The 20,162-nt window shown below is 43.7% G+C and carries 20 protein-coding genes; 5 read left to right on the forward strand and 15 right to left on the reverse strand.

The window, feature by feature from the left end; all coding sequences use genetic code 11:
* The 5 genes from TY10_RS18785 to TY10_RS18805 all read right to left on the reverse strand — a co-directional run.
* Nucleotides 1–431 (reverse strand): hypothetical protein (locus tag TY10_RS18785; protein WP_042166788.1); only part of this gene is annotated, 431 nt, incomplete at its 3' end.
* Between the two features lie 16 nt (nucleotides 432–447).
* The gene (locus TY10_RS18790) at nucleotides 448–1,335 is read right to left on the reverse strand and encodes a hypothetical protein (protein WP_042166791.1); all 888 of its coding nucleotides are present in this window, start codon (nucleotides 1,333–1,335) and stop codon (nucleotides 448–450) included.
* Nucleotides 1,336–1,867: 532 nt separating this feature from the next.
* Nucleotides 1,868–2,068 (reverse strand): hypothetical protein, encoded by a 201-nt coding sequence (locus TY10_RS30550; protein WP_155985967.1) that lies wholly within the window; start codon nucleotides 2,066–2,068, stop codon nucleotides 1,868–1,870.
* Complete coding sequence (locus tag TY10_RS18795) at nucleotides 2,043–2,618, reverse strand: HNH endonuclease (RefSeq protein WP_052350640.1); 576 nt, start codon at nucleotides 2,616–2,618, stop codon at nucleotides 2,043–2,045. Before TY10_RS18795 ends, TY10_RS30550 begins: the two co-directional genes overlap by 26 nt.
* 784 nt (nucleotides 2,619–3,402) lie before the next feature.
* Nucleotides 3,403–4,119: a hypothetical protein gene (locus tag TY10_RS18805; RefSeq protein WP_042166795.1), complete on the reverse strand. Its 717-nt coding sequence runs from the start codon at nucleotides 4,117–4,119 to the stop codon at nucleotides 3,403–3,405.
* Nucleotides 4,120–4,688: 569 nt separating this feature from the next.
* Between TY10_RS18805 and TY10_RS18815 the strand changes: the two genes are divergently transcribed.
* Nucleotides 4,689–5,336 (forward strand): hypothetical protein, encoded by a 648-nt coding sequence (locus tag TY10_RS18815; protein WP_042166798.1) that lies wholly within the window; start codon nucleotides 4,689–4,691, stop codon nucleotides 5,334–5,336.
* A 967-nt stretch (nucleotides 5,337–6,303) separates the two neighbouring features.
* Here the strand turns inward: TY10_RS18815 and TY10_RS18820 are convergent.
* From TY10_RS18820 to TY10_RS18830, 3 genes are all read right to left on the reverse strand, one after another.
* Nucleotides 6,304–6,951: a pentapeptide repeat-containing protein gene (locus TY10_RS18820; protein WP_042166799.1), complete on the reverse strand. Its 648-nt coding sequence runs from the start codon at nucleotides 6,949–6,951 to the stop codon at nucleotides 6,304–6,306.
* Nucleotides 6,952–7,108: 157 nt separating this feature from the next.
* Nucleotides 7,109–7,780: a hypothetical protein gene (locus tag TY10_RS18825; protein WP_042166856.1), complete on the reverse strand. Its 672-nt coding sequence runs from the start codon at nucleotides 7,778–7,780 to the stop codon at nucleotides 7,109–7,111.
* A gap of 105 nt (nucleotides 7,781–7,885) precedes the next feature.
* Nucleotides 7,886–9,115, reverse strand: a complete 1,230-nt coding sequence (locus TY10_RS18830) for a protein kinase domain-containing protein (protein ID WP_063510451.1) — start codon at nucleotides 9,113–9,115, stop codon at nucleotides 7,886–7,888.
* A 525-nt stretch (nucleotides 9,116–9,640) separates the two neighbouring features.
* Between TY10_RS18830 and TY10_RS18840 the strand changes: the two genes are divergently transcribed.
* The 4 genes from TY10_RS18840 to TY10_RS18850 all read left to right on the forward strand — a co-directional run bounded on the left by TY10_RS18840 (nucleotide 9,641) and on the right by TY10_RS18850 (nucleotide 11,493).
* On the forward strand, nucleotides 9,641–9,931 hold the full coding sequence (locus tag TY10_RS18840) for a transposase (protein WP_042166802.1): 291 nt from the start codon (nucleotides 9,641–9,643) through the stop codon (nucleotides 9,929–9,931).
* 23 nt (nucleotides 9,932–9,954) lie between these two features.
* Nucleotides 9,955–10,578, forward strand: a complete 624-nt coding sequence (locus TY10_RS18845) for an IS3 family transposase (protein WP_155985968.1) — start codon at nucleotides 9,955–9,957, stop codon at nucleotides 10,576–10,578.
* A gap of 39 nt (nucleotides 10,579–10,617) precedes the next feature.
* Nucleotides 10,618–10,815: an IS3 family transposase gene (locus tag TY10_RS30555; protein WP_155985969.1), complete on the forward strand. Its 198-nt coding sequence runs from the start codon at nucleotides 10,618–10,620 to the stop codon at nucleotides 10,813–10,815.
* Nucleotides 10,816–11,247: 432 nt separating this feature from the next.
* Nucleotides 11,248–11,493, forward strand: a complete 246-nt coding sequence (locus TY10_RS18850) for a hypothetical protein (protein WP_042166804.1) — start codon at nucleotides 11,248–11,250, stop codon at nucleotides 11,491–11,493.
* Between the two features lie 305 nt (nucleotides 11,494–11,798).
* Here TY10_RS18850 and TY10_RS18855 read toward each other — a convergent pair whose 3' ends face one another.
* The 7 genes from TY10_RS18855 to sigW all read right to left on the reverse strand — a co-directional run bounded on the left by TY10_RS18855 (nucleotide 11,799) and on the right by sigW (nucleotide 19,987).
* Nucleotides 11,799–12,131, reverse strand: coding sequence for a helix-turn-helix domain-containing protein (locus tag TY10_RS18855; protein ID WP_042166860.1), 333 nt, complete (start codon nucleotides 12,129–12,131; stop codon nucleotides 11,799–11,801).
* A gap of 172 nt (nucleotides 12,132–12,303) precedes the next feature.
* The gene (gene glmS / locus TY10_RS18860) at nucleotides 12,304–14,136 is read right to left on the reverse strand and encodes a glutamine--fructose-6-phosphate transaminase (isomerizing) (RefSeq protein ID WP_042166806.1); all 1,833 of its coding nucleotides are present in this window, start codon (nucleotides 14,134–14,136) and stop codon (nucleotides 12,304–12,306) included.
* A 623-nt stretch (nucleotides 14,137–14,759) separates the two neighbouring features.
* Nucleotides 14,760–16,100 carry a phosphoglucosamine mutase gene (gene glmM, locus TY10_RS18865; protein ID WP_042166809.1) on the reverse strand — a complete coding sequence of 447 codons (1,341 nt, stop codon included), beginning with the start codon at nucleotides 16,098–16,100 and terminating at the stop codon, nucleotides 14,760–14,762.
* A gap of 103 nt (nucleotides 16,101–16,203) precedes the next feature.
* Nucleotides 16,204–17,652 (reverse strand): CdaR family protein, encoded by a 1,449-nt coding sequence (locus tag TY10_RS18870; protein WP_052350643.1) that lies wholly within the window; start codon nucleotides 17,650–17,652, stop codon nucleotides 16,204–16,206.
* A complete protein-coding gene (cdaA, locus tag TY10_RS18875; RefSeq protein ID WP_042166810.1) occupies nucleotides 17,645–18,484 on the reverse strand; it encodes a diadenylate cyclase CdaA in 840 nt (279 codons plus the stop codon). The genes TY10_RS18870 and cdaA overlap by 8 nt, the downstream gene beginning before the upstream one ends.
* Before the next feature lie 189 nt (nucleotides 18,485–18,673).
* Complete coding sequence (locus TY10_RS18880) at nucleotides 18,674–19,324, reverse strand: zf-HC2 domain-containing protein (protein ID WP_042166812.1); 651 nt, start codon at nucleotides 19,322–19,324, stop codon at nucleotides 18,674–18,676.
* A 96-nt stretch (nucleotides 19,325–19,420) separates the two neighbouring features.
* Nucleotides 19,421–19,987, reverse strand: a complete 567-nt coding sequence (gene sigW, locus TY10_RS18885) for an RNA polymerase sigma factor SigW (RefSeq protein WP_042166813.1) — start codon at nucleotides 19,985–19,987, stop codon at nucleotides 19,421–19,423.
* Between the last annotated feature and the right edge of the window lie 175 nt (nucleotides 19,988–20,162).

Genomic DNA, 20,162 nt, shown 5'->3' on the forward strand with positions numbered 1-20,162 from the left:
GAAACATCTTTAAGTATCTCTTCTATACTAGTAGTTTTGACTTCGGGTAAGTTTATGGTGGCTAATTTTCTATAATTACTAATTAATTGTTCTGAAGTCTGGGAAATTAAATCAATTTTTGTGGTTGAATTATCTACAAATTCGATTGTTTCCCAGAAAAGACTGACAGAAAAAATATCTTCTATTTCCTTTAATAAGAACCGAACATCACTTTTGATCTTTTCATATATTTTTGTTTTGCTTTCTACTCCTCTTTGAGAAAAGTATTGATCAATTACCCTTTGATCAATTGAATCGATTTTATAAATCTCTGGATAGATTTCTCTGTATAAGAAAGTCAAATTAGGAGAGTTAAGTCTTGAGGAAACAATGACAGACACTGTGCTCGCACGATTTATTAAGTATTTAATTGATGAGATCGTTCTATCCACGTCATGAATACTTACCTCATCTAGTCCATCGAAAAAAATAGATAAATTTCTGGTCAGTTTCCCCATAGGATATAAAATAATCTTGCAATCTATAGCGTATAAGGGACTCTATATCACCCATTACACACTCTCTTAATCTGATAAATACGGGTATAGGCTCAGCTGTAGCGCTTAATGTTTCATAATAACTTTCTAGGAATTTCTCCGAGCAATACAAAAATAACTTTTTTATAATTTCTGTTTTTCCTGTCCCTGCATGTCCTAAAAGGATGCTCATTTTATTACTGAGAATCTCTCCTTGTGACCTACTAAGCTCGTCTCCATTAATAGTTAACTCTAAGAAAGAGGTGGATTTTAAGAAGGTCCTTTCTTCTACTGATATGGAAGAGTCTATAAATGCAATTTCATTTTGGGAAGAAAAGTAAAGTCGGTATATATCAAGATTTCCAACTTCATTTAGCAGTTCAGAGAAGTTTTCTTCCTTAATCCAGCGTAATGTAACATTGTGCTCTCTGGCATTTCTTTGAATCATAACCCGAGAACTCTTTAAATTAGTATTAGCCAATTCTTGATCTGTACATTCTGGCTTTATATCAAGATTGGTATAAATATATATTTCATTTAACCTTCCTTTATAAAGGTTAAATGCTTTCTCTAATGATCCATGTACTTGATCATAGAATGATGTGGAATTGTGACTGGTAGAATATTTGCATTGAAATCCATAGTATTTATCACCAGAATTGATTGGCTCGGTTTCTAATCCTGCTTGATTATAATTTGCTGTAAAATCATATCCGCTAACTTTAAATTTTCGCATGAATAGATGCCTGCACATTCTTTCAAATGCATCTTGTTTATCCGGATTCTTGATATTAAACTTGTTCCAATTAATAGAAATCATAAAATCACTCCTCTTCTCTTACATCGATATTACATCCTAATTCCGAAATGTATGATTTGCACCACAGTTATGACTGAATCAGCTCCGTTAACGTTCAATTGGCTTGGGTGAGCGTATGAGCACGTGTACGCTCGGGAAGGACTTGATTCATGGGGTGACAAAGGGAGAACGCCCTGGTGGACGTTCTCCCCTTGTATTGGCTTGGTGACCCCAGCAGAAAATAATTGACTGCTGGTATCCACATGGGACAATGCTTCTACATTTCTCTGTTCTCCTTGCAAAATCCGATTCAGCCACTATTGGGCTCCATGATCGCGATAAAACTCAAAGGAAACATCCAAATTATATTTTCACCGTCACAAGCACTGCTATCCTTCGATTAGGCTATTGCCGATACACTTGCCCCAGAAAGAGTACAAGTATTGTGTAGTAGCGATATTTGGCCAATGATGTGCTTCTTATCTTATGTCCTTTAAAATGTATTGAAACCAACACAGACATTGAGGTTACGATAGGACAATATTATAAATTATTAAATCTCTTCTTTGACTGCACTCTGCTTCTTTAAATTATCTTTGTGCTTCACATATACAATCGCTATAGGAAAATTTATTGCAGCCCCCTTTCCTCCATTCAGCAATCTAACTTCACGTGCACCGAAAACGTAATATTCATTTTCTAATAATTTCTTGATCATTTTTGTTAATTCAAAATCCCAATCTAACTCTTTCACCGGATTCAAAATCACTTAATAAATCACCAAAATCATGTAGGTATTGCAAAAAGCCTGAAATCAATTCAACCTCAGTCTCATTTTTGGGTTCATCATGATCAAACTCATATCCCATTGCTCGATCCAAAATATTAATGATTTCTTTTCCCGTTGTAACTCTAGGTAATTTTTCAGGAATATTCTCTTTGATTCTTTTAATTCTCAGAAGTTTATCCTCTTGGCGCTCAAGGCTTTTAGATACCCAATGCTCATGTTTTACTTTAATTTGTTTAATAATTTCTTTGGTAAACGTCTCAGGTTGGTCATCAATCATCTTGTGATGAATGCGACATAAAAGAATTAAGTTGTCATATCTATCGATTTTATCCTTAGGACGGTTTTGATCATGTCTAGGCCCATTCATTTGACCAGAAATAATATGGCATTCCTCACCGATAATTGACGAATCATCTTTTTCAGTCTCATCAATAATTAGTTCAAGCTTGCATATGGAACATCTATTTCCCGATCTACCCCATAATGTCTTTCTAGTCTTATCTGAGATCGACATGCAATTATCGCTGACCTCCCTTAAATATGGGTTCGACTTGACTTATGTCATAGATATATTATTCCAAGTTTCCCCATTGAAACAAATAGCTCGCTATTTGCTATTTAGTACAATCATTCCACGTTATGAATTGTAGTTTTAAATCTCCCCCCAAGAGGCTGCCTCTTGAGGAATAACACAATATTATAGCACCATTCAAACACTTTTTAAGCTTCTATAACCTTCTTGCATTGTCATTTTTTTTCGTAACTTATGGAAATATCACTTAATAATCTGTTCCAGTAGAGCACATGCACCAAATGGTGCAGACTGGTCATATGGCCAAAGGAAGGTTCTTGTCAACTTTGGACATGGCAGCAGAAGTCTGGCATGATTAGAGACGCTTATGGTAAAAGTACTTGTTCTTTAAGTTGTTCATCAATACTAATTGATTTAAATAATAAGGCTCTACACTTCTTTTCTGACTTCCACGTTAATTTAGTAATCAATTTCAGGTTTTCGCGTTCAATTTCACCAACATTTGCTATGGTCGAGCTAATGTCCTCTATGGAGTTTCTCCTAATGAAAGTGTATAACTTCCCAAGGAACCCCATCATAATATCTGACAACTGAATTAGTCCTGAACTTTTGGAATTAATAAATTTATAATGGTCTAACTCTCTTCCTCTATCCATAAATTTATAGTCTTTCAATATCAACTCTATCTGATCTTCTTGATCAAAATAGTGAATTGAATTCTTAAACATACACAAGGGATTAGTATAAAAAATCGAATAATCATTCATCAAAATATGCTTTTTTCATTTGTTATAAATGGAATGTCTTTAGTTTTTTTAGAAGCCTTTAGAATTTGTACTGTTGTTGCAATTCCCAGGTGACTTTTCTCATTATCGCTATAGGGTTCAATCAACTCAATGATCTCGTCTATAAAATCAACAATTTCATTTTCTTGAATACTAGGGTAACCGTACCTGAAAAATATCTCTTCTGTTCTTTCTATATTCTCGTTTAAGACTAGATAAAAATCATTTTTAATATGATTTGCAAAAGTAAAGTCAAAAGCCCCTATTGTTTCTGAACCTACTATTGCCGAATCAATGATATCCACAATTGAAAAATACAGCGGGTTCAAGTTACTATAGTGTAAATACAAATTCTTGGAATCTATCCACTTTAGAACTTGATTTATTTTTCTAGATTTCAGTACATCTGGAAAATCCCCGGAAGCTATATGCTTGAATTTAACATCAGTGATCGTTTTTTGTAGTTTTAAGCTTTGGAACAATTCCGTAGTATCAACATTTGTACTCTTCCCCTCATATGCCAGACCGCCTAGAATAAAATTTTGATCTACAGGAATATTAAATTTCTCTTCCTCAACATGAAACTTTCTTCCGTTATTGGTTTCATCATAGTAAAAAGTATATGTTTCATTCACTCCTTCCAACCCATGAAGAAGAATCGCATTATTTCGAAATTCATTAACATCAATTTTAATCATACATTGGACCCCTTATTGTTAGAGTTACCATTCAGCTAATATTTTTGTAACGAACCTCATACAATTCGTTAAAACCCTGGTGCGCGAATCACCTCTTCTAAATTCTACCATACCTTGGGGCATTAGCACACAATTCTCTAGTCAAAAAGAACTAAAAAAACCTGGAACTTTAGGTCTCAGAGGTTGCAAAATTCTTAATATCACATACTTCTAAACTTTCGATCTCTACTAATATCAAGAACGAGTTATATCTTAAGACTTTTCGTTTATAGTTGAAAGTTATGGAGTATAATTGGAAGGATGAGGATGTTGGTGAAAAGAGAAAATTAGACAAACTGATTTTCCTTAGGTATAGCGGTATCATTAATACTTATGGGGGATATGTGATATGAATGAAGAGATACTGGAGATGTTCTCCTTCTTTGAACAGCAATATGATGCTTGTGTACTCCCTTTGAATTGGGAGGGTGTGAAGTATCTCGGCTCTAAACAAGATCAAACTTGCCGTTTCTGTCAAAAAAGGCAGATCAGAAGTTACTTTCAAGAAGAAAGCTCATGCAATCCCCGAAATGCTCGGTAATAAACGTTTATTAAGCCATTATGAATGCGATAGCTGCAATCAATTTTTCTCCGATATGGAGAACCATCTTGGCAATTATACTTCCTTCTGGCGGGCTGTTTCTCAGGTTAGAGGAAAGCGCGGAACCCCAAAGTATAAGAAGAATCTTGAGATCCAATCAGTTGATGGTCAACTGCGAATTGGTGATTACATCGATAGCCCTTCCATCATCCACAATGATGAAAATAAAGAGATCATCCTCCCTGGGGTAAGAGAACCATACATTCCGATTGCAGTATATAAATGTTTCGTAAAAATGGCTCTCACCTTAATGCCAGAATCCGAGATACAGCATTTCAAAAAAACCATTGAATGGGTAATGGAACCCGATCACTCGATAAAGAAATGTCCGTTTGGATTGAAAGCTTTTGTACAGTTTACTCCTGGATTCAAAGTATATCCCCATCCCTGTAATTGGTTATTTTTCCGGAAAGAAAATATAGAACCTCACATCCCGTATTCTATCTATGCAGTTTGCTTCAGCAGTCTTATGTTTCAAGTTACTATTCCTCATTGCGAATGTGATATTAATTTTCTTACTTTTTTAGAAAAAGGGGGGGCAAGCAGAAATCGCTGCTTTGCCTTCGCCGTATTATGAGAACCATCCTCTTGGACCATCTCATATCCAAGTAAAAGATTTATCTGGCACTGACTGGGCTCGTGGTGAAAAAGAATACATCTCGATTTCATACGATCTCAAAGAGGAAATACTCTCAAACAAAATAAACTCTGAGGAACCATAGCTGTAAAAGTTAAACCATTCCTAGTAAAGAAAATGCCCATGATCAAGGGACCTCGACCTGGGCAGACATTAATCACCAAACTATTCTCTTCAGTAATGGACCAAGTCCAACTAGAATTTCATACAGCTACCCCTTTTCTGGTATAGCCGCTCCTTCAATGTTTATTTATCTTCACTTCTCATACTGCGGGAGCCTACCCGCAACATACTCCTTATTTGAAGGTAACATAAGAAAGGTGCTGATTTTGTCAGCACCTTTCTTATGTTACATATTAACCAATTCCCATTCTCGATACTTTCAAGATCAATCAGTTGCCATAGTACTCTCCGGTTCCTGCAGAATACGATTAAGCGTTTGAAACTGCTTTTCACTAAAACTGTCAGCTTGTTTACCCTCTACTGCCATTGCCCACCATAATGTGCCGTTAATTCCACAACTCCCGCAGGTTCTCGGAATGATCTTGAACTGACCCATTTGAGGTGGGTAATACCGTTTTTGTGAGGGCTGAGTGGATAAAGAAAAACCACCCTGCGAGAGGGTGGTTGGGTGTTAAGCCTATTTAATATATTTAAAAGTCCATTATCAGCCATTGTAAATAAAACAGATGAAACAAACTTATTATAGAGTTTACTTTACCTCACACAATCGAGAGATAGCCATATAATCGAGTACTTTCACAACGATCAAAGCAATGAAGCCTGTCAAAGTAGCAATTTCACCAACCATAGACATCATCTCCCGAATGTTATCCATTATGCCATGTCCCCGATCGACATTGAATTCCAACCTCTCGATTGGATGAGGCGGGACACTTCTGTTATATCACATTTGAAGATATGCGTGCAAATAGTCTTCAACACACTTGAATGTCAGGAACTTTTCCTTACGATTCTTGAGTCTCCTTAACCCTCTAACTAGCTTATGTTCAGGAAACATATCTAAGAGTAACTTCAAATTCAGGTGGTTGAGCTTCGTGGTCGATAAGTGCAGGACTCTAAAAGTGAATACATTTTTGTTCTCAATTAGAGCATTTAGTGCATCTTGCAACTGATCACTTACTGTAACCCTTGGATACTCGGTTAGGATTGTAACTCCAGTTCCTAAATTCAGGTGTTTTACATCTTTAAAAGATGTGTTCACAAAAATTACATTCTCAAACTTAGCACTCCTAAAATTACACCCTTCAAGCAGCGCTCCGACAAAAATACAGTTTCTGAATGTAGCCCCCTCAAAATCCCCCTTCCTTAAGTTAGTCCCAAGAAAGTCGACCCCATCAAATCTAGCCTTCTTGAAGACACATTTGGTCAGGATTGCACCTCTGAAGTTTACGTTCTTAAACTTTGCACTATCAAAATTAACCTGAAATGACCTGCTCTTACAGAAGTATATGTAGCTATAACTTCGACCGATCTTCATTGTCTTAAAAGAGTTTAGTCGATATATCTTCAATCTCTTGATAGCTTTTGCCATTAGGACACCTTCAATTTAACATTTTCCATATAACTTTATTATACCAAAGTGCTGTTTTGGATCGCAAATTCATACCTTCATCCCCGAACATATACTAACATATAGACCCCCACTCAAGCAGACAGCCCTTATTAATCTAATAAGGGCTGTCCACTGCTTACACCAAAATACTTTTCAATGTAGAGATCCCATGAATCTGACTTATAATTTCTTTTGGACAATCCTTCAGAAACTTTGTAACGCATGCAGGGTTATATAAGACGATATGAAGATGACCTCTATCGAAATCAAATACCAAATCTCCCTTGACCCTCCACTCGCGCTCGTGTGTCCAATCAGTTATATCCCATTCTTTCGTGGATTCGTTATATTTGAACTCATTGTCGACAATTCTCCACCACTCATCCTTGTGAAGAAAATCTTTAGCGGTTTGTGTCTCTTCGTATATCACTGACCGTGCACCATACTCTCTATACATTTGGGATTTTACGAATGAAAGTCCTACCCCACAGTAACGTAGTTTTTCTTTCAGGTTTTGACTTCTCCTAAATTTCTCATGTTCTACATTTTGAACAATAGCGTAGAGTGGAGCATCTTGGAAGCATACGGCTTTTGAATCACCAACAATATAAGCATCTTTGGTGCTTCCATTCAGTTGCTTTGCTTTTAATATTTCGATCAGGTTTTCGACAGCCAGTAGATTTATCTCTTCAAATGACTTTCCAGATAAATCAATTCCGGCTGCGGGTCTAGTCAAATGAGTGAGCCGTCCTGTCAAATCCGACCTGCTAACAATTCTATTAACCCATGCTTCATATGTAATTCCCACTACCATACCATCTCCTTAATAATTTATAAATGTGTCTATTAAATTCACTTTGATAGTTTAGGCTCAACCTGTTGTTTTATTCCATAAGGTTTATAGACTTGTTACCTACTCGGCAGATTCTTTGCGGAGTGAAGGGAACACCTTCGAATACAATTCAGCCTTCATTTCTTCAATACTAGTAAACCTCTGGCTCTTATCCGGAGAAATTGCTCTTGAAATGAATTCCTTCAATGCTTCATTGGTTTCACGATGATACCCAGTTGTTCGACCAGTAAGAATAAAATAAATGACTTTTCCAAGTGCGTAAGTCTCGTGTCTTATTTCATAATTCTCGAAACCAACTGCAGTCAAGTCAGTGTAATCATTAATAGCTCCTTTGATTTCTGTTCCCTGTCTGGTTAAAGTACTATTAGGTCGTTTTACCAAGCCGAAATCGGAGACCTTTAAGAAGGAAGCACCATCGCCATAATGCTTGACTAAAATATTTGTGTAACTGATGTCCCTATGGAGTATTCCTGTTGAATGAATATAATTGAAGGCACGAATTAACTGTTCTACATAAACTCTTCTTTTGTTAAACGTTAGTGTAGAGTTGCTCCGGTTTATGTATTTAGACAATGTCTCATCTGCGTACTCCATTACATACTCATTCTTCTCATCATCATAGGAATAGGCTTTAATGACAAACAGACTATCCAAGGTTCGAAGATCGTAAAATTCATTCTTAAATCGCTCCAGCTCATCAGGTCGCAAATCACCTTCCGCTCGTTTAACAGCGAAGTAAGAATTATAATGTGGATCTTTATACTTTAGCACCTTCGCGTATGAACCCTCACCAATAAACTTTAATTTTGCAATAGCACTTGGTATTGTGCCTGGGATTGTCATGGTATCAACTAAAGTAAAAATAGGCTTGTCCTCTATGATATCTATTGGTGGGAAATCCTCAGGGATAGGACTTCCTCCACTCATGGATAGGAAAGATCTGCATTTGCCCATAATTTCTTCATAGTAGTCATTGATCTCAAAAGCAAAATCACCTTTAAGTGTAGCTTGAGTTACCCTTATCTGTTCAATTAAATCGATGAGCTCTTTACTTTGAGCAGCATTATAATGTCCACCACCATCTGTGTAGCGCTTCTGATTCATGAATTCGAACAAACTATTAAACTGAGTATGAAATATTGCAAACAATTCTTTAAGCCTCTCATCAGAAATATCATCGTAGAACCCTCTGAAGAGCGCCACACTATCTGAACTGTGTCTTGAACCCACTTGATTTAGTTTTATATGCAAAAATTTTGTTGGATCAGTAATGTAGATCTCCTCCATCATTAACCCATCTGGGAATAATCACCACACTACCATTATACTAAATACCTACTACTGTTTTCACCTCTTATTCGAGCAGCTGTGGAAACTCATTACAAATCTCATGGTCGAGTGAGCTGATAATGCTGCATAAAAAATGCCCCATTTGCGGGGATGGTCGCACATGGGGTCGTCTGAAGGAGGAGAGCTGATACTGTTCAAGGATTTCATCTCCCATTTATAATGTGTTCTGGCTACAAGATCTTGAAATTCGCCCAGGTCTACCCCTGATCTGAGAAGCTGCGAATTAGACCTACGCCATTCTGATTTGGGGCATACCTCTAGCTTCAAACTTTTCAACAAACAATTCCATGCGAGTGATAACCTCCTGAGGAGTAACTTCAATCATATTTACACTAATAATTGATAAGAGTTCTTCAATACTTTCTTGATATGCCAGATACCCATTCTGGAGTGCTACGATAAAAATGCAGTCGAAAAACCCCCTCATATGAAATAAAATGAAAGCTAACGAGGGGATGAGAGACAATGAATCGGTACGACAAAACATTCAAAGAAGAAGCCGTAAGGTTGAGTGATGAGGTTGGATCAAAGAAAGCCGCTGAGCAGTTAGGCGTGCCCTACCACACGTTGCAGGAATGGAGAAAGCGAAGAACCCTTCACGGCGACGGAGCGCATATCGGGAGTGGACGCGCTTATGCATCTGCCGATAAGACGGCGCGTGAAATCGAATTAGAAAAAGAAATAGGCGAGCTGCGCCGCGCGAATGAAATTCTCAAGGATGCACTCGGTTTTTTCGCAAAAGACCGGAAGCGGTAAAGGCATGCCAGCTCTATGCATACATCCGTGAAAGACGGGATCAGTGGACCGTCAAGGAGATGTGTGAAGTGCTTGCTGTCAGCGAATCGGGCTATTACCGTAGCTTGAAGCCCCTACCCAAACAGGAGCGGCAGCAACTTCTTCTGGTCAAGATCAAAGACATCATTGGTGAACATGAAGACAACAGTAATTACGGTGTCCAGCGTATTCTGCTGGCGCTTTCCCAAATCGAGATCACAACCAGCTACAGCACCGTCTACCGAATCATGAAGAAGCACGATCAGCTGAAGAAAGTGAAGCGTCATCCAAACGGCATTACACACGAGGATGCCGCAGCTCAAAAGAGCGAGAACCTGATCCAAAGAGACTTCAAAGCCTCAGCACCCAACCAAAAATGGCTATCGGATATCACCGAAATCCCTTGTTCAGACGGCAAGCTCTATCTGTCCGCAGTCCTTGATTGTTTCAACGGAGAGATCGTGGGCCTGGCCATGGACGACAACATGCGTAAGGAACTCTGCATCCAAGCTTTTGAGAACGCCTGCAAAGCGAGAAATGCTCGCGGAATGACTTTTCACAGCGATCAAGGCAGCCAATTCACGAGTCATGCTTTCCGGGAGAGTCTGGCTGAACGTAACGCCATTTAGAGCATGAGCGGCACGGGTCGTTGTTATGATAACGCAAGGATGGAAAACTTTTTTGCTACGCTAAAGAAAGAGAAACTGTACAAGATCAACACGGAGCGCTATCCGATGGCCGATATCAAATCGATCATCTTTAGATACATTATGGTTTACTACAACAGGCGGCGGATCTACACCTCTAATCCGGGGGGCTGGCCGCCAACTATTTATCGCGAAAGAATGCTGTCACAAGCAGCCTAGCAACGGGATTTCTGTATGAGGGTGTTTTCAAACTGCACTTTTTTTGACAACTCCAGTTGGAAACGCGATCGTATTGTTTCTGGTGGATTATGCAAGAAAACAAATATTCCGCTCCAGCAGATTTTTAACGAGAAGGATTTTTCAGCATTGGATTGAGCCTAGCTGCGTTCATACAAAATATGAGGCGGTTTGTTCACTTAAACCGCCTCTGGATTTCCTCACAATACAATTGTCGTCACTTACGCTCAGTCTATAATATACCACTGAAAATTGTCACTAATTTCTCCATAATGTCATTGTCAATTTTTCTTAGAGTTTCCCACTCCACCCTCCCTCTCTAAATCCCCCACGCCCCACAAGGCTTCCCAGCCCTTCCCCCTCTCTCCCCCCTAATCCCTAAAGCAAAATAAGTTTGCCACTGAAGCCCTCAAAATGACCGAGCAAATCACAAAAAAACGAGAAAAAGAAGCGGAGAAAAAACAAAATAAGTTTGACGTGAAATCAGGGGGAGGGGGGGAAAGAGCAGGGATTAAGGACACAGGGTTAAAGGAAAAGACTGAGGAGATGCCTGGGAACAGCCGCTCATTATTGGCATCAATCACTTTAATTGATCGGGGAAAGGAAAGAGGAAAAGGCACTGTATTAAATCGGAGGAATCCTTATTTATCAAGGCTTTAAGCCGTTATCCTTAGAGCCGATGGCTGAGAAAAGGATTGAGGAAACAGAGGTTCGGGTCAGGATATCATAGGGAGATACAGGGCTGAGGGTTAATGGCTTAGGATCCTCCTATACCCTCTTTCCTTTTCCCTAAGTGCCTGCTCAAATGAGAAAAAAGCCGACCAAAATCAGGAGTGAATCCTGAAAATCGTTGGCTTAGTGGTAAACTTCAAGTGATGAGTGGCAAACTTTGTGAGATAGTTACAGACTTAAATTGTTATCTACACTAACCTGTTTGTTGGTTGAGAAGATAGTTTGTGAAGGAGTTAAGATCTATGTCTTTTAAGCTTAATCCCAATAATCTCTATAATCTCATGTTGATCCTCGTTATTAAGTTTTCTGAAACCTGAAAACAATTTGTTTTCCTTTTCATTTAAATTGATGCTATATGTATCTTCGGCTGATCCGATGATTAACCATTCTAGACCCACCTTAAATTTATCTTGGATTACAATAAGAATGTCAACTGAAGGCTTGTACTTATCTTGTTCCAGTTCGCTAAGGGTACCTTGTGATACGCCGATCATATTGGCAAATTCAATTTGATTTAATTGATTGTTCTTTCTTATCCCCCTAATTCTCTCCCCTAAGGTTGACAATTCCCTCACCCCAAAATAAGAAATAAAGTCCCGATGAAAATGTTCCATCGGGACTGACTTAACGGTTCTTTTACTGCCGCCAAACTTTTACTTAACACATTAGTTACGAACATTATTGTCTAGTTACCAACATTAATGTCACTGAACATCAAATTATCGATCTTTATTAACCCTACTCCACCGTAACGCTCTTCGCCAAGTTCCTCGGCTTATCAACGTCATGCCCAAGCGCGAGCGAGGCGTAGTAGCTCAGGAGCTGCAGCGGCACGACGGACAGGGCCGGCGTCAACAGTGGCAGCGTTCGTGGGATCGCGAACAGCTCATCTACGGATTTGCCCACTTCCTTCTGAGCGCCTTCGTTGACGATAGCCAGAACGTGAGCGCCGCGCGCCTTAACCTCTTTAATATTGCTCAGCGTTTTCTCATACAGCTCTTCTTGCGTCACGAGTGCGATGACTGGGATGCCATCCTCGATCAGAGCCAGCGTGCCATGCTTCAGCTCGCCTGCCGCGTAAGCTTCAGAGTGAATGTACGAGATTTCCTTGAGCTTCAGCGAGCCTTCTTGTGCGACTGCATAGTCGACACCGCGGCCGATGAAGAACAGGTTTTTATGCGAGGAGATCGACTCCGCTACTTGCTTCAGTACGGCCGATTGCTCCAGAATGCTTTCCACTTGCTCTGGCAAGTCATGCATCGCCGTGATGATCGCTTCAATCTCGCTCTCCGGCTTCGTACCCAGCGTTCCCGCCAGATGCAGGCCGAACAGGTAGAACGCGATCAACTGCGACGTGTATGCTTTTGTCGAAGCTACAGCAATTTCAGGCCCCGCCCAAGTTACAATCACGTCATCCGCTTCGCGGGCAACCGAGCTGCCAACTACGTTCGTAATGGCGAGTACACGAGCGCCATTACGTTTTGCTTCACGCAGCGCAGCAAGCGTATCAGCTGTTTCGCCCGATTGGCTCACGACGATAACGAGCGTTTCCGGCGTGATGATTGGCGAACGGTAACGGTATTCGGAAGCGACATCCGTCTCAACCGGAATGCGAGCCAGCGATTCGATAACCGTCTTACCGACCATACCGGCATGGGATGCAGTACCGCAAGCTACGATATGCACTTTGTTAATCGATTTGATGTAATCCGCTGTCATCGACAGCTCTTTCAAGTTCACGGATTTGCCGTCGTCCGCGATGCGACCCAGCATTGTGTCGCGGTACGCTTTAGGCTGCTCATAGATTTCCTTCAGCATAAAATGATCAAATCCGGCTTTCTCCGCTGTGACGAGATCCCAATCGACATGATATATTTCCTTGGAAATAAATTCGCCTTCGGTCGTCATCAATTCGACAGCATCACGTGTCAATACAGCCATTTCACCGTCGTTTAGAATATAGACGTTGCGAGTATGCTCCAGAATGGCTGGTATATCCGAGCCAATAAAGTTCTCGCCTTCCCCGATCCCGATAACGAGTGGGCTTGCAAAACGAACCGCAACCAGCTTCTCGGGTTCGAATTCAGTCAGAACGCCCAGCGCGTAAGCGCCGCGCATCCGTTTTACCGCACGTTGTACCGCTTCAACGATGTTGCCGTCATACTCATCCGCAACGAGATGGGAAATAACTTCTGTATCCGTCTCGGATACGAAATGATGGCCTTTCGCGATCAGTTCATCCTTCAAGTCCAGGTAGTTCTCGACAATGCCGTTGTGCACGACCGAGAATTTCGCCGAATTGTCGGTATGCGGGTGCGAGTTGACGTCGGACGGTTTGCCGTGTGTCGCCCAACGTGTGTGACCGATGCCTACAGAACCGGCCAGCGGCACCGTGCGGAGTTTATCCTCCAGATTAGCCAAACGGCCTTTCGACTTGGAAATTTCCAGACCGTTGCTCGTAAATACAGCGATGCCCGCAGAATCGTAACCACGGTACTCCAGCTTCTTAAGTCCTTCGATCAAAATATCCTGAGAGTCGCGTTTACCAATATATCCAACAATACCACACATAATTATATAGACCTCCGTTATCGGTATGATTACCCGTACGGATGCCAGCTTATGCGCAGCACAAGCGCTATTCGGTTGTCATTATTATGCAAGTCTGCATCTGCAATGCGCAACCCTTCTGCCCATGCCCGCTTCGCAAGCGGCATCGTAGACATACGGGAGCTAATGTTGTCTTCCTCAATAAAAAACTATCGAGCAGCCTGCCGCAAGTTTGTGGAATCGGTCGCCCAATTCTTTTGCTTGTCGGCTTTCGATTGGTCTGCAATAACCGGAAGGTCCCCGCCGAAATTTCGAACACCTTCACCTCGTCAGCTTCCCGTATGGACGTTCTCTCTCGAATCATCAACTGAATCCTCATGAGCCGAACCGTCTCATCACGCAAGCTCTGGCGCTTATCTTACAAGTTGTAACCTCTGTCCTCGCTTTCCTGCTGGAATGATATGTTCTATCATATTCATTTTCGACTCATTTCGCAACCTATACTTTAGGCTTAGTCTGGCAAACCAGGGCTGCAGTCCGTTTTGCATAGTCTTAAAGCACTTCCCGCCTGTGTAAAAAAGCCGCCTTGCACCCGGCAAGGCGGCGGCATCCTACACTTCATTAACGGTATTGCCCGTTAATCATTAACCGAGCTGCTGCTTCACAACGTCAACGATACGCGCAACGTAACCTTCGATCTGGTCCTTATCCGGCCCCTCCGCCATAACGCGGATCAGTGACTCTGTACCGGATGGACGAACGAGTACACGACCGTTGTCGCCAAGCTCCGTTTCGACCGATTCCACAGCGGCTGCAATCGCTTCATTGCCCGCGTAAAGACTCTTATCGGCCACACGAACGTTAATGAGCACCTGCGGATACTTGCTCATGAGCGTCTTCAGTTCGCTCAGCTTGCGGCCCGAAGCAACCAGTGTGTCCACGAGCTGCAAGGCAGTCAGAATGCCGTCGCCTGTCGTATTGTGATCGAGGAAAATAACATGGCCGGACTGCTCGCCGCCCAGGTTGAATCCGCCGCGACGCATTTCTTCCATGACGTAACGGTCGCCTACAGCCGTCTGTGCCGTTTTCAGACCGATACGTTCCGTTGCTTTGAAGAAACCGATGTTGGCCATAACCGTCGTCACGACGGTCTCGCCGTTCAGCTTGCCTGCCCGCTTCAGCGCATCGCCGCATATTGCGAGAATATAATCGCCGTCCACTTCCTCGCCTTGATCGTCAATCGCAATCAGACGGTCAGCATCACCGTCAAAGGACAAGCCCAGATCTGCGCCATGCGCCAGTACTTGCTCACGCACATATTCCGGATGCGTCGAACCAACACCCTCATTGATATTGCGTCCGTCCGGCTCTGCACCGACTGTAATAATCGTTGCTCCGAGCTCTTCGAATACTTTCGGCGCCAGCTCGTAAGCAGAGCCGTTGGCGCAGTCGAGCACGATTTTCAGACCGGCAAAATCACCCTTGATCGTCGTCTTCAGATAGCTCAAATAACGGTATTTCGCATCTTCATCGGTGAATACTGAGCCGATATCGCCGCCAACTGGACGAGGCAGTTCATCGGTTTCCGCATCGATCAACTGCTCAATCGCTAGCTCCGTTTCATCCGACAGCTTGAAGCCGTCGCCGCCAAAAAACTTAATGCCGTTATCCTGTACCGGATTATGCGAAGCAGAGATCATAACGCCTGCATCCGCCTTCAATTCACGTGTAATATAAGCGACTGCTGGTGTCGACACAACGCCTAGCCGTACAACGCTTGCACCGATCGACAGCAAGCCTGCGACAAGAGCAGATTCCAGCATCGGACCCGAGATCCGTGTATCCAATCCAATAACAACCGTAGGCTTATCCGCCTGTCCAGTAAGTACATAGCCGCCACTGCGGCCGATTTTATAAGCTAATTCAGGTGTAAGCTCGACATTTGCCACGCCGCGCACACCGTCAGTTCCAAAGTATTTCCCCATAATTGTCGTTCTCCTTCTGTTTCGAATATAAGTAAGCATATTGTCATCTATCGTAATGGATGAACATGCCGCGCGTCAAAGCAAGCGTTCGAAAGCGTCTCAATTACGCGCCTTTATTGGTCGGGTTATTGCTGCTACCGTCGCTATTGCCTGGACCAACGTGACCGTCATCCTCCGGCGTATTCGAATTTCCTCCGCCGCCTGAATTACCCGAATTTGCAGTCTCTTCAGGCGGTGGTGTGCCGTTACCATCCGGCGTCTCGGTCGGCGGTCCGGTCGGGGTACCCGGCTCTCCCGTCGGGTCCGTTCCGGTGCTGACCGAGTTGTCTTTAATTTCTATATTCACCGTGAGTGTCCCACCTGCAAGCTGCACGAAACGCGGCAGGACAGCCTTCAGCTCCACGGAATGCGTACCTGGTGCAAGCCCGCTCAAATCAGCGGACAACTGGATATCATCCGTCTTCAATGCATCCAGCACGTTAGGCGCTCCAAGCACATCGAAGGCGAATGCGCCCTCCGACTCAGCCATAACGGTCGCCTCAAGTCCGTCAGCCAATCCTCCCAGCTGAATATTGCGACTCAAGGTTCTTGTCTCGGAGTTAACGACCGTTACTTCGACGTTGATCTCGTTCGGCTCTACCATCTTCACGCCATCGGTTGCAGTGACTTTCGCCTTATAGGTTCCTGTTCCCTTGATTTTGGACAGATCCAGCGTTACTCCCTTGTAGAACTGCAGGGAATCAAGCAGCTTCTGGTCGCCGTAGACGGCTACCTTATCCATCTCAGGCTTAACCGCAGAAACGCTAAGTCCGTCCGGCAGCGAGCCGGCGTAGCTAAGCTGCAGCGGCAGCATCTTGAACGGCGGAGTTACCGGCACCGTTACCGCAACTGTGGATGGATTAATAACGGCATGCTCCATCGGATGGCCTTCCGTATCATAGACGACGATCTTCGACTTTTTCTCCTCGACCGTCTTCTCTGCGCCTTCTACGCTGATGCTCGTGCTGACCGATCCTACAAGCGCCATCTCTTCCTTCGGAAGCGTGACTTTAACTTGACCGCCGCCTGTCGTTACAAAGTTAGGTGTACCCGTTATATAGCCATTCGCAGGCGTGCCTTCGATTTTGACGCCAAGGTCGAAAGCCTTCGTCTGAATCTCGACAAGCTCAACCGTCACCGTCGTCGGCGACATCTCGACGAGCTCGATGCCTTTCGGCAATTTATACGTCAGCGGCAGCACATGCTCGCCTTCCTTGATGCCGCTTAAATCGACATTAAGTACGATATTCTCATCTTTCAAACCGAGCAGATTGGCCCGGCGGCCTTCCACGACCACACGGACGACCGTCGGCTCTAGCTTCACTAGCGCGTAATGCTCCTCATCCAGTCCAACAGGAATAACAGACTGCGCTTCATAGGCCTTCGTATCCAAATTAGACGTCACCGTAGCAGGCGTCTTCTCCGGGTCGAAATGGACGACAGCCCATAGCAGCAGCGCAATAATGACCGACAGCACCTTCAGCGCGGTCGGATGGCTCAGCCATTTATCCATCGCTGCGACCCCCTTTCCGCTTCAGGAAGGAGGAGAAGAGCGACTGCTCCTTGCCCGTCTCTTTCGGCGTCAGTTCCTCGTACAGCTTGGAGATCAGCGATTCTTCCTTAATATCGCGCACGATCATACCATTTAATGCCAGGGAGACTTGTCCGGTTTCTTCAGACACGATAACCGCAACTGCATCGCTCACCTCACTTACCCCGATTGCTGCCCGGTGGCGCGTGCCAAGCTCCTTGCTGATGAACGGGTTCTCCGACAGCGGCAAATAACAGCCAGCCGCCATAATCTGATTGCCCCGTATTATAACAGCTCCATCATGAAGAGGTGTGTTTGGTGTGAAAATATTAATTAACAGCTCCGACGTTATCCGCGATTCCATCTGAATGCCGGATTCGATCAGCTCATTGACGCCCGTCATTCGCTCGAACACGATCAGCGCGCCAACCTTACGGCTCGCCATCGTCTGCACGGCCCGCATCACGCCTTCAATCTGATCGCTGACGACATCCTTCTCCAGCGAGGATGTACGGGCGAACAGCTTGCCCCGTCCCAACTGCTCCAGTACACGCCGCAGCTCTGGTTGAAAGATAATAAGCACGGAGACGACGCCGAACGTAAACATCTGGTTCATCAGCCATTTCAGCGTATACAGATTCAGCCAGGTGCTGATTGCCCAAGTCGCAACTAGGACAAATATCCCCTTCAGCAGCTGTACGGCTCTCGTTCCCCGTACAAGCAAAATCATTTTATAGATAATATAGCTGACAATACCTACATCGATAACGTCTTTAACCCAATCATTCCAGTTCAAATCGGTAAAGTAGCTCATTATAAAACCCCCAAACAACCGACAGCTACTATTTTTTTGTATTATATAGGCTATATCAGTTTCGCCTTGTATGCTGTCTTCTAAAATCAATGCGAAACCTAACAACCTTATTATTTTCTAGAATTGGGCTTGGAAATCCTTTTTTCGCAAGAAAAAAATAACTGCCTCCTTCAAGGGAGGCAGTTGACGTTAGGAAGCCAATCCGCTGAACGATTGCGTTACTTTGAACCAGAACCAATCCAGCGCTTGGTCGATCGTCCGCTGTTGACCGGTAATGTAGCCTGTCGAAGCCAGGTTAAGCGAGCCGTCGATGACGGTTACGTTGCCTTCCACTTCGCCTCTTACATCGGCCTCTCCATTCTCAACGATCAAATTGCCTTTCACATGAACACCTTCAGGTATGGTCACTTTCTTGCCTTCAATCACGACCTGCTGAAGCACTTCCCCTTCGCCCGATATGACCAGCTTGGAATTCTGCTCCCACATCGAAATGAAGCTGCCGAGCATCACCACTACGAATAGGGCCGCTACAGCAAGACCCGGATATTTATACAGGAAGCGCAAGGCTCCGCGTCGATTCTGCCGCGGAGTCTTCTCTTGCGGCAGCTGTGACATAATTCGTTCAGTCAGCTTCGCAGAAGCGGCCCCATCATAGGCAGGAATTGCCGGCGTATGCTCCAGCGCGTTATACAATAACGCCTCGGTTCGCTCCAGCTGTTCAAAGCGGGCCATACACGAAGGACATGAGCGTAAATGAGCCTGTAGTTGCTGCGCTTCCTCGCGCGGCAGATCGCCGTCTAAATAATCATGCATTCCTACGATGGCGACATTGCATTCCATAGCAGCCAGTCCTTTCTTTCGTTTGCTCGCGCATAAGCTCATTAGTAGGATACGTTGCGCCGAACAGGATGTTTCACTTTTTTAAAAGATTAATGATTACAGCTTATGCTCCAGTTTTTTCCTCAGAAAATCCCTGCCGCGGTGAACCCGCGTTTTGATCGTCGTAACCGGCATATCCAGCACATCGCTAATTTCCTGAAGAGACAGCTCCTGAATGTAGCGCAGCATCATGACTGTTTTGTATTTCGGGGCCAGCGAGTCGATCGCATCGTGAATGATCCGCTGCGTCTCGGAGAGCAGCATTTCTGACTCTGGCGTCCGGTTATCGCTTGGTATCATCGAGTAGCCGTCCAGCCCCTCGTGATCATTGGATTCGGCATCCAGCGAATAAGTCGGCTTGCGCTTCCTCAGCCGGTCAATACACAGGTTTGTAGCAATACGGTAGATCCAGGTTGAAAATTTCAAAGATTCATCATAGCGTTCCAAATTTTTATGGACGCGCAGAAACGTTTCCTGTACGACGTCCTCCGCCTCCTGGCGATTATTCAACATGCGATAAGCCATATGGAACAATTTATCTTGATACAGCTCCACAAGCTCAGCAAACGCCCGCTGATCGCCCTTTAACGCTAATCGGGCGAGACGAGCTTCCAGTAGATTCACTATTACTCCTCCAAACCTTCCGTTTGAACGGATTGCTGCCGCAACACCCGGCTGGGGGCGACAATATCATCAAGCAGATGATTGTAAAGACTTCCAGAGCTTAGCTTGTCCAAGCAAGCGCTATCTGTTATTCAGCCCTGCGGCTCCGTTCAGCAGCAGACCGTTCGGCTGCCGC

Source organism: Paenibacillus gorillae, from assembly GCF_000513275.1.
Taxonomy (GTDB): domain Bacteria; phylum Bacillota; class Bacilli; order Paenibacillales; family Paenibacillaceae; genus Pristimantibacillus; species Pristimantibacillus gorillae.

What these genes read in the sequence shown, in the direction of transcription:
- TY10_RS18790 (WP_042166791.1), bottom strand. Translation starts at nt 1,335, where the DNA reads ATGATTTCTATTAATTGGAACAAGTTTAATATCAAGAATCCGGATAAA.
- TY10_RS18795 (WP_052350640.1), bottom strand. Translation starts at nt 2,618, where the DNA reads ATGTCGATCTCAGATAAGACTAGAAAGACATTATGGGGTAGATCGGGA.
- TY10_RS18805 (WP_042166795.1), bottom strand. Translation starts at nt 4,119, where the DNA reads ATGATTAAAATTGATGTTAATGAATTTCGAAATAATGCGATTCTTCTT.
- TY10_RS18815 (WP_042166798.1), top strand. Translation starts at nt 4,689, where the DNA reads ATGCTCGGTAATAAACGTTTATTAAGCCATTATGAATGCGATAGCTGC.
- TY10_RS18820 (WP_042166799.1), bottom strand. Translation starts at nt 6,951, where the DNA reads ATGGCAAAAGCTATCAAGAGATTGAAGATATATCGACTAAACTCTTTT.
- TY10_RS18830 (WP_063510451.1), bottom strand. Translation starts at nt 9,115, where the DNA reads ATGATGGAGGAGATCTACATTACTGATCCAACAAAATTTTTGCATATA.
- TY10_RS18840 (WP_042166802.1), top strand. Translation starts at nt 9,641, where the DNA reads ATGAATCGGTACGACAAAACATTCAAAGAAGAAGCCGTAAGGTTGAGT.
- TY10_RS30555 (WP_155985969.1), top strand. Translation starts at nt 10,618, where the DNA reads ATGGAAAACTTTTTTGCTACGCTAAAGAAAGAGAAACTGTACAAGATC.
- TY10_RS18850 (WP_042166804.1), top strand. Translation starts at nt 11,248, where the DNA reads ATGACCGAGCAAATCACAAAAAAACGAGAAAAAGAAGCGGAGAAAAAA.
- glmS (WP_042166806.1), bottom strand. Translation starts at nt 14,136, where the DNA reads ATGTGTGGTATTGTTGGATATATTGGTAAACGCGACTCTCAGGATATT.
- glmM (WP_042166809.1), bottom strand. Translation starts at nt 16,100, where the DNA reads ATGGGGAAATACTTTGGAACTGACGGTGTGCGCGGCGTGGCAAATGTC.
- TY10_RS18870 (WP_052350643.1), bottom strand. Translation starts at nt 17,652, where the DNA reads ATGGATAAATGGCTGAGCCATCCGACCGCGCTGAAGGTGCTGTCGGTC.
- cdaA (WP_042166810.1), bottom strand. Translation starts at nt 18,484, where the DNA reads ATGAGCTACTTTACCGATTTGAACTGGAATGATTGGGTTAAAGACGTT.
- TY10_RS18880 (WP_042166812.1), bottom strand. Translation starts at nt 19,324, where the DNA reads ATGGAATGCAATGTCGCCATCGTAGGAATGCATGATTATTTAGACGGC.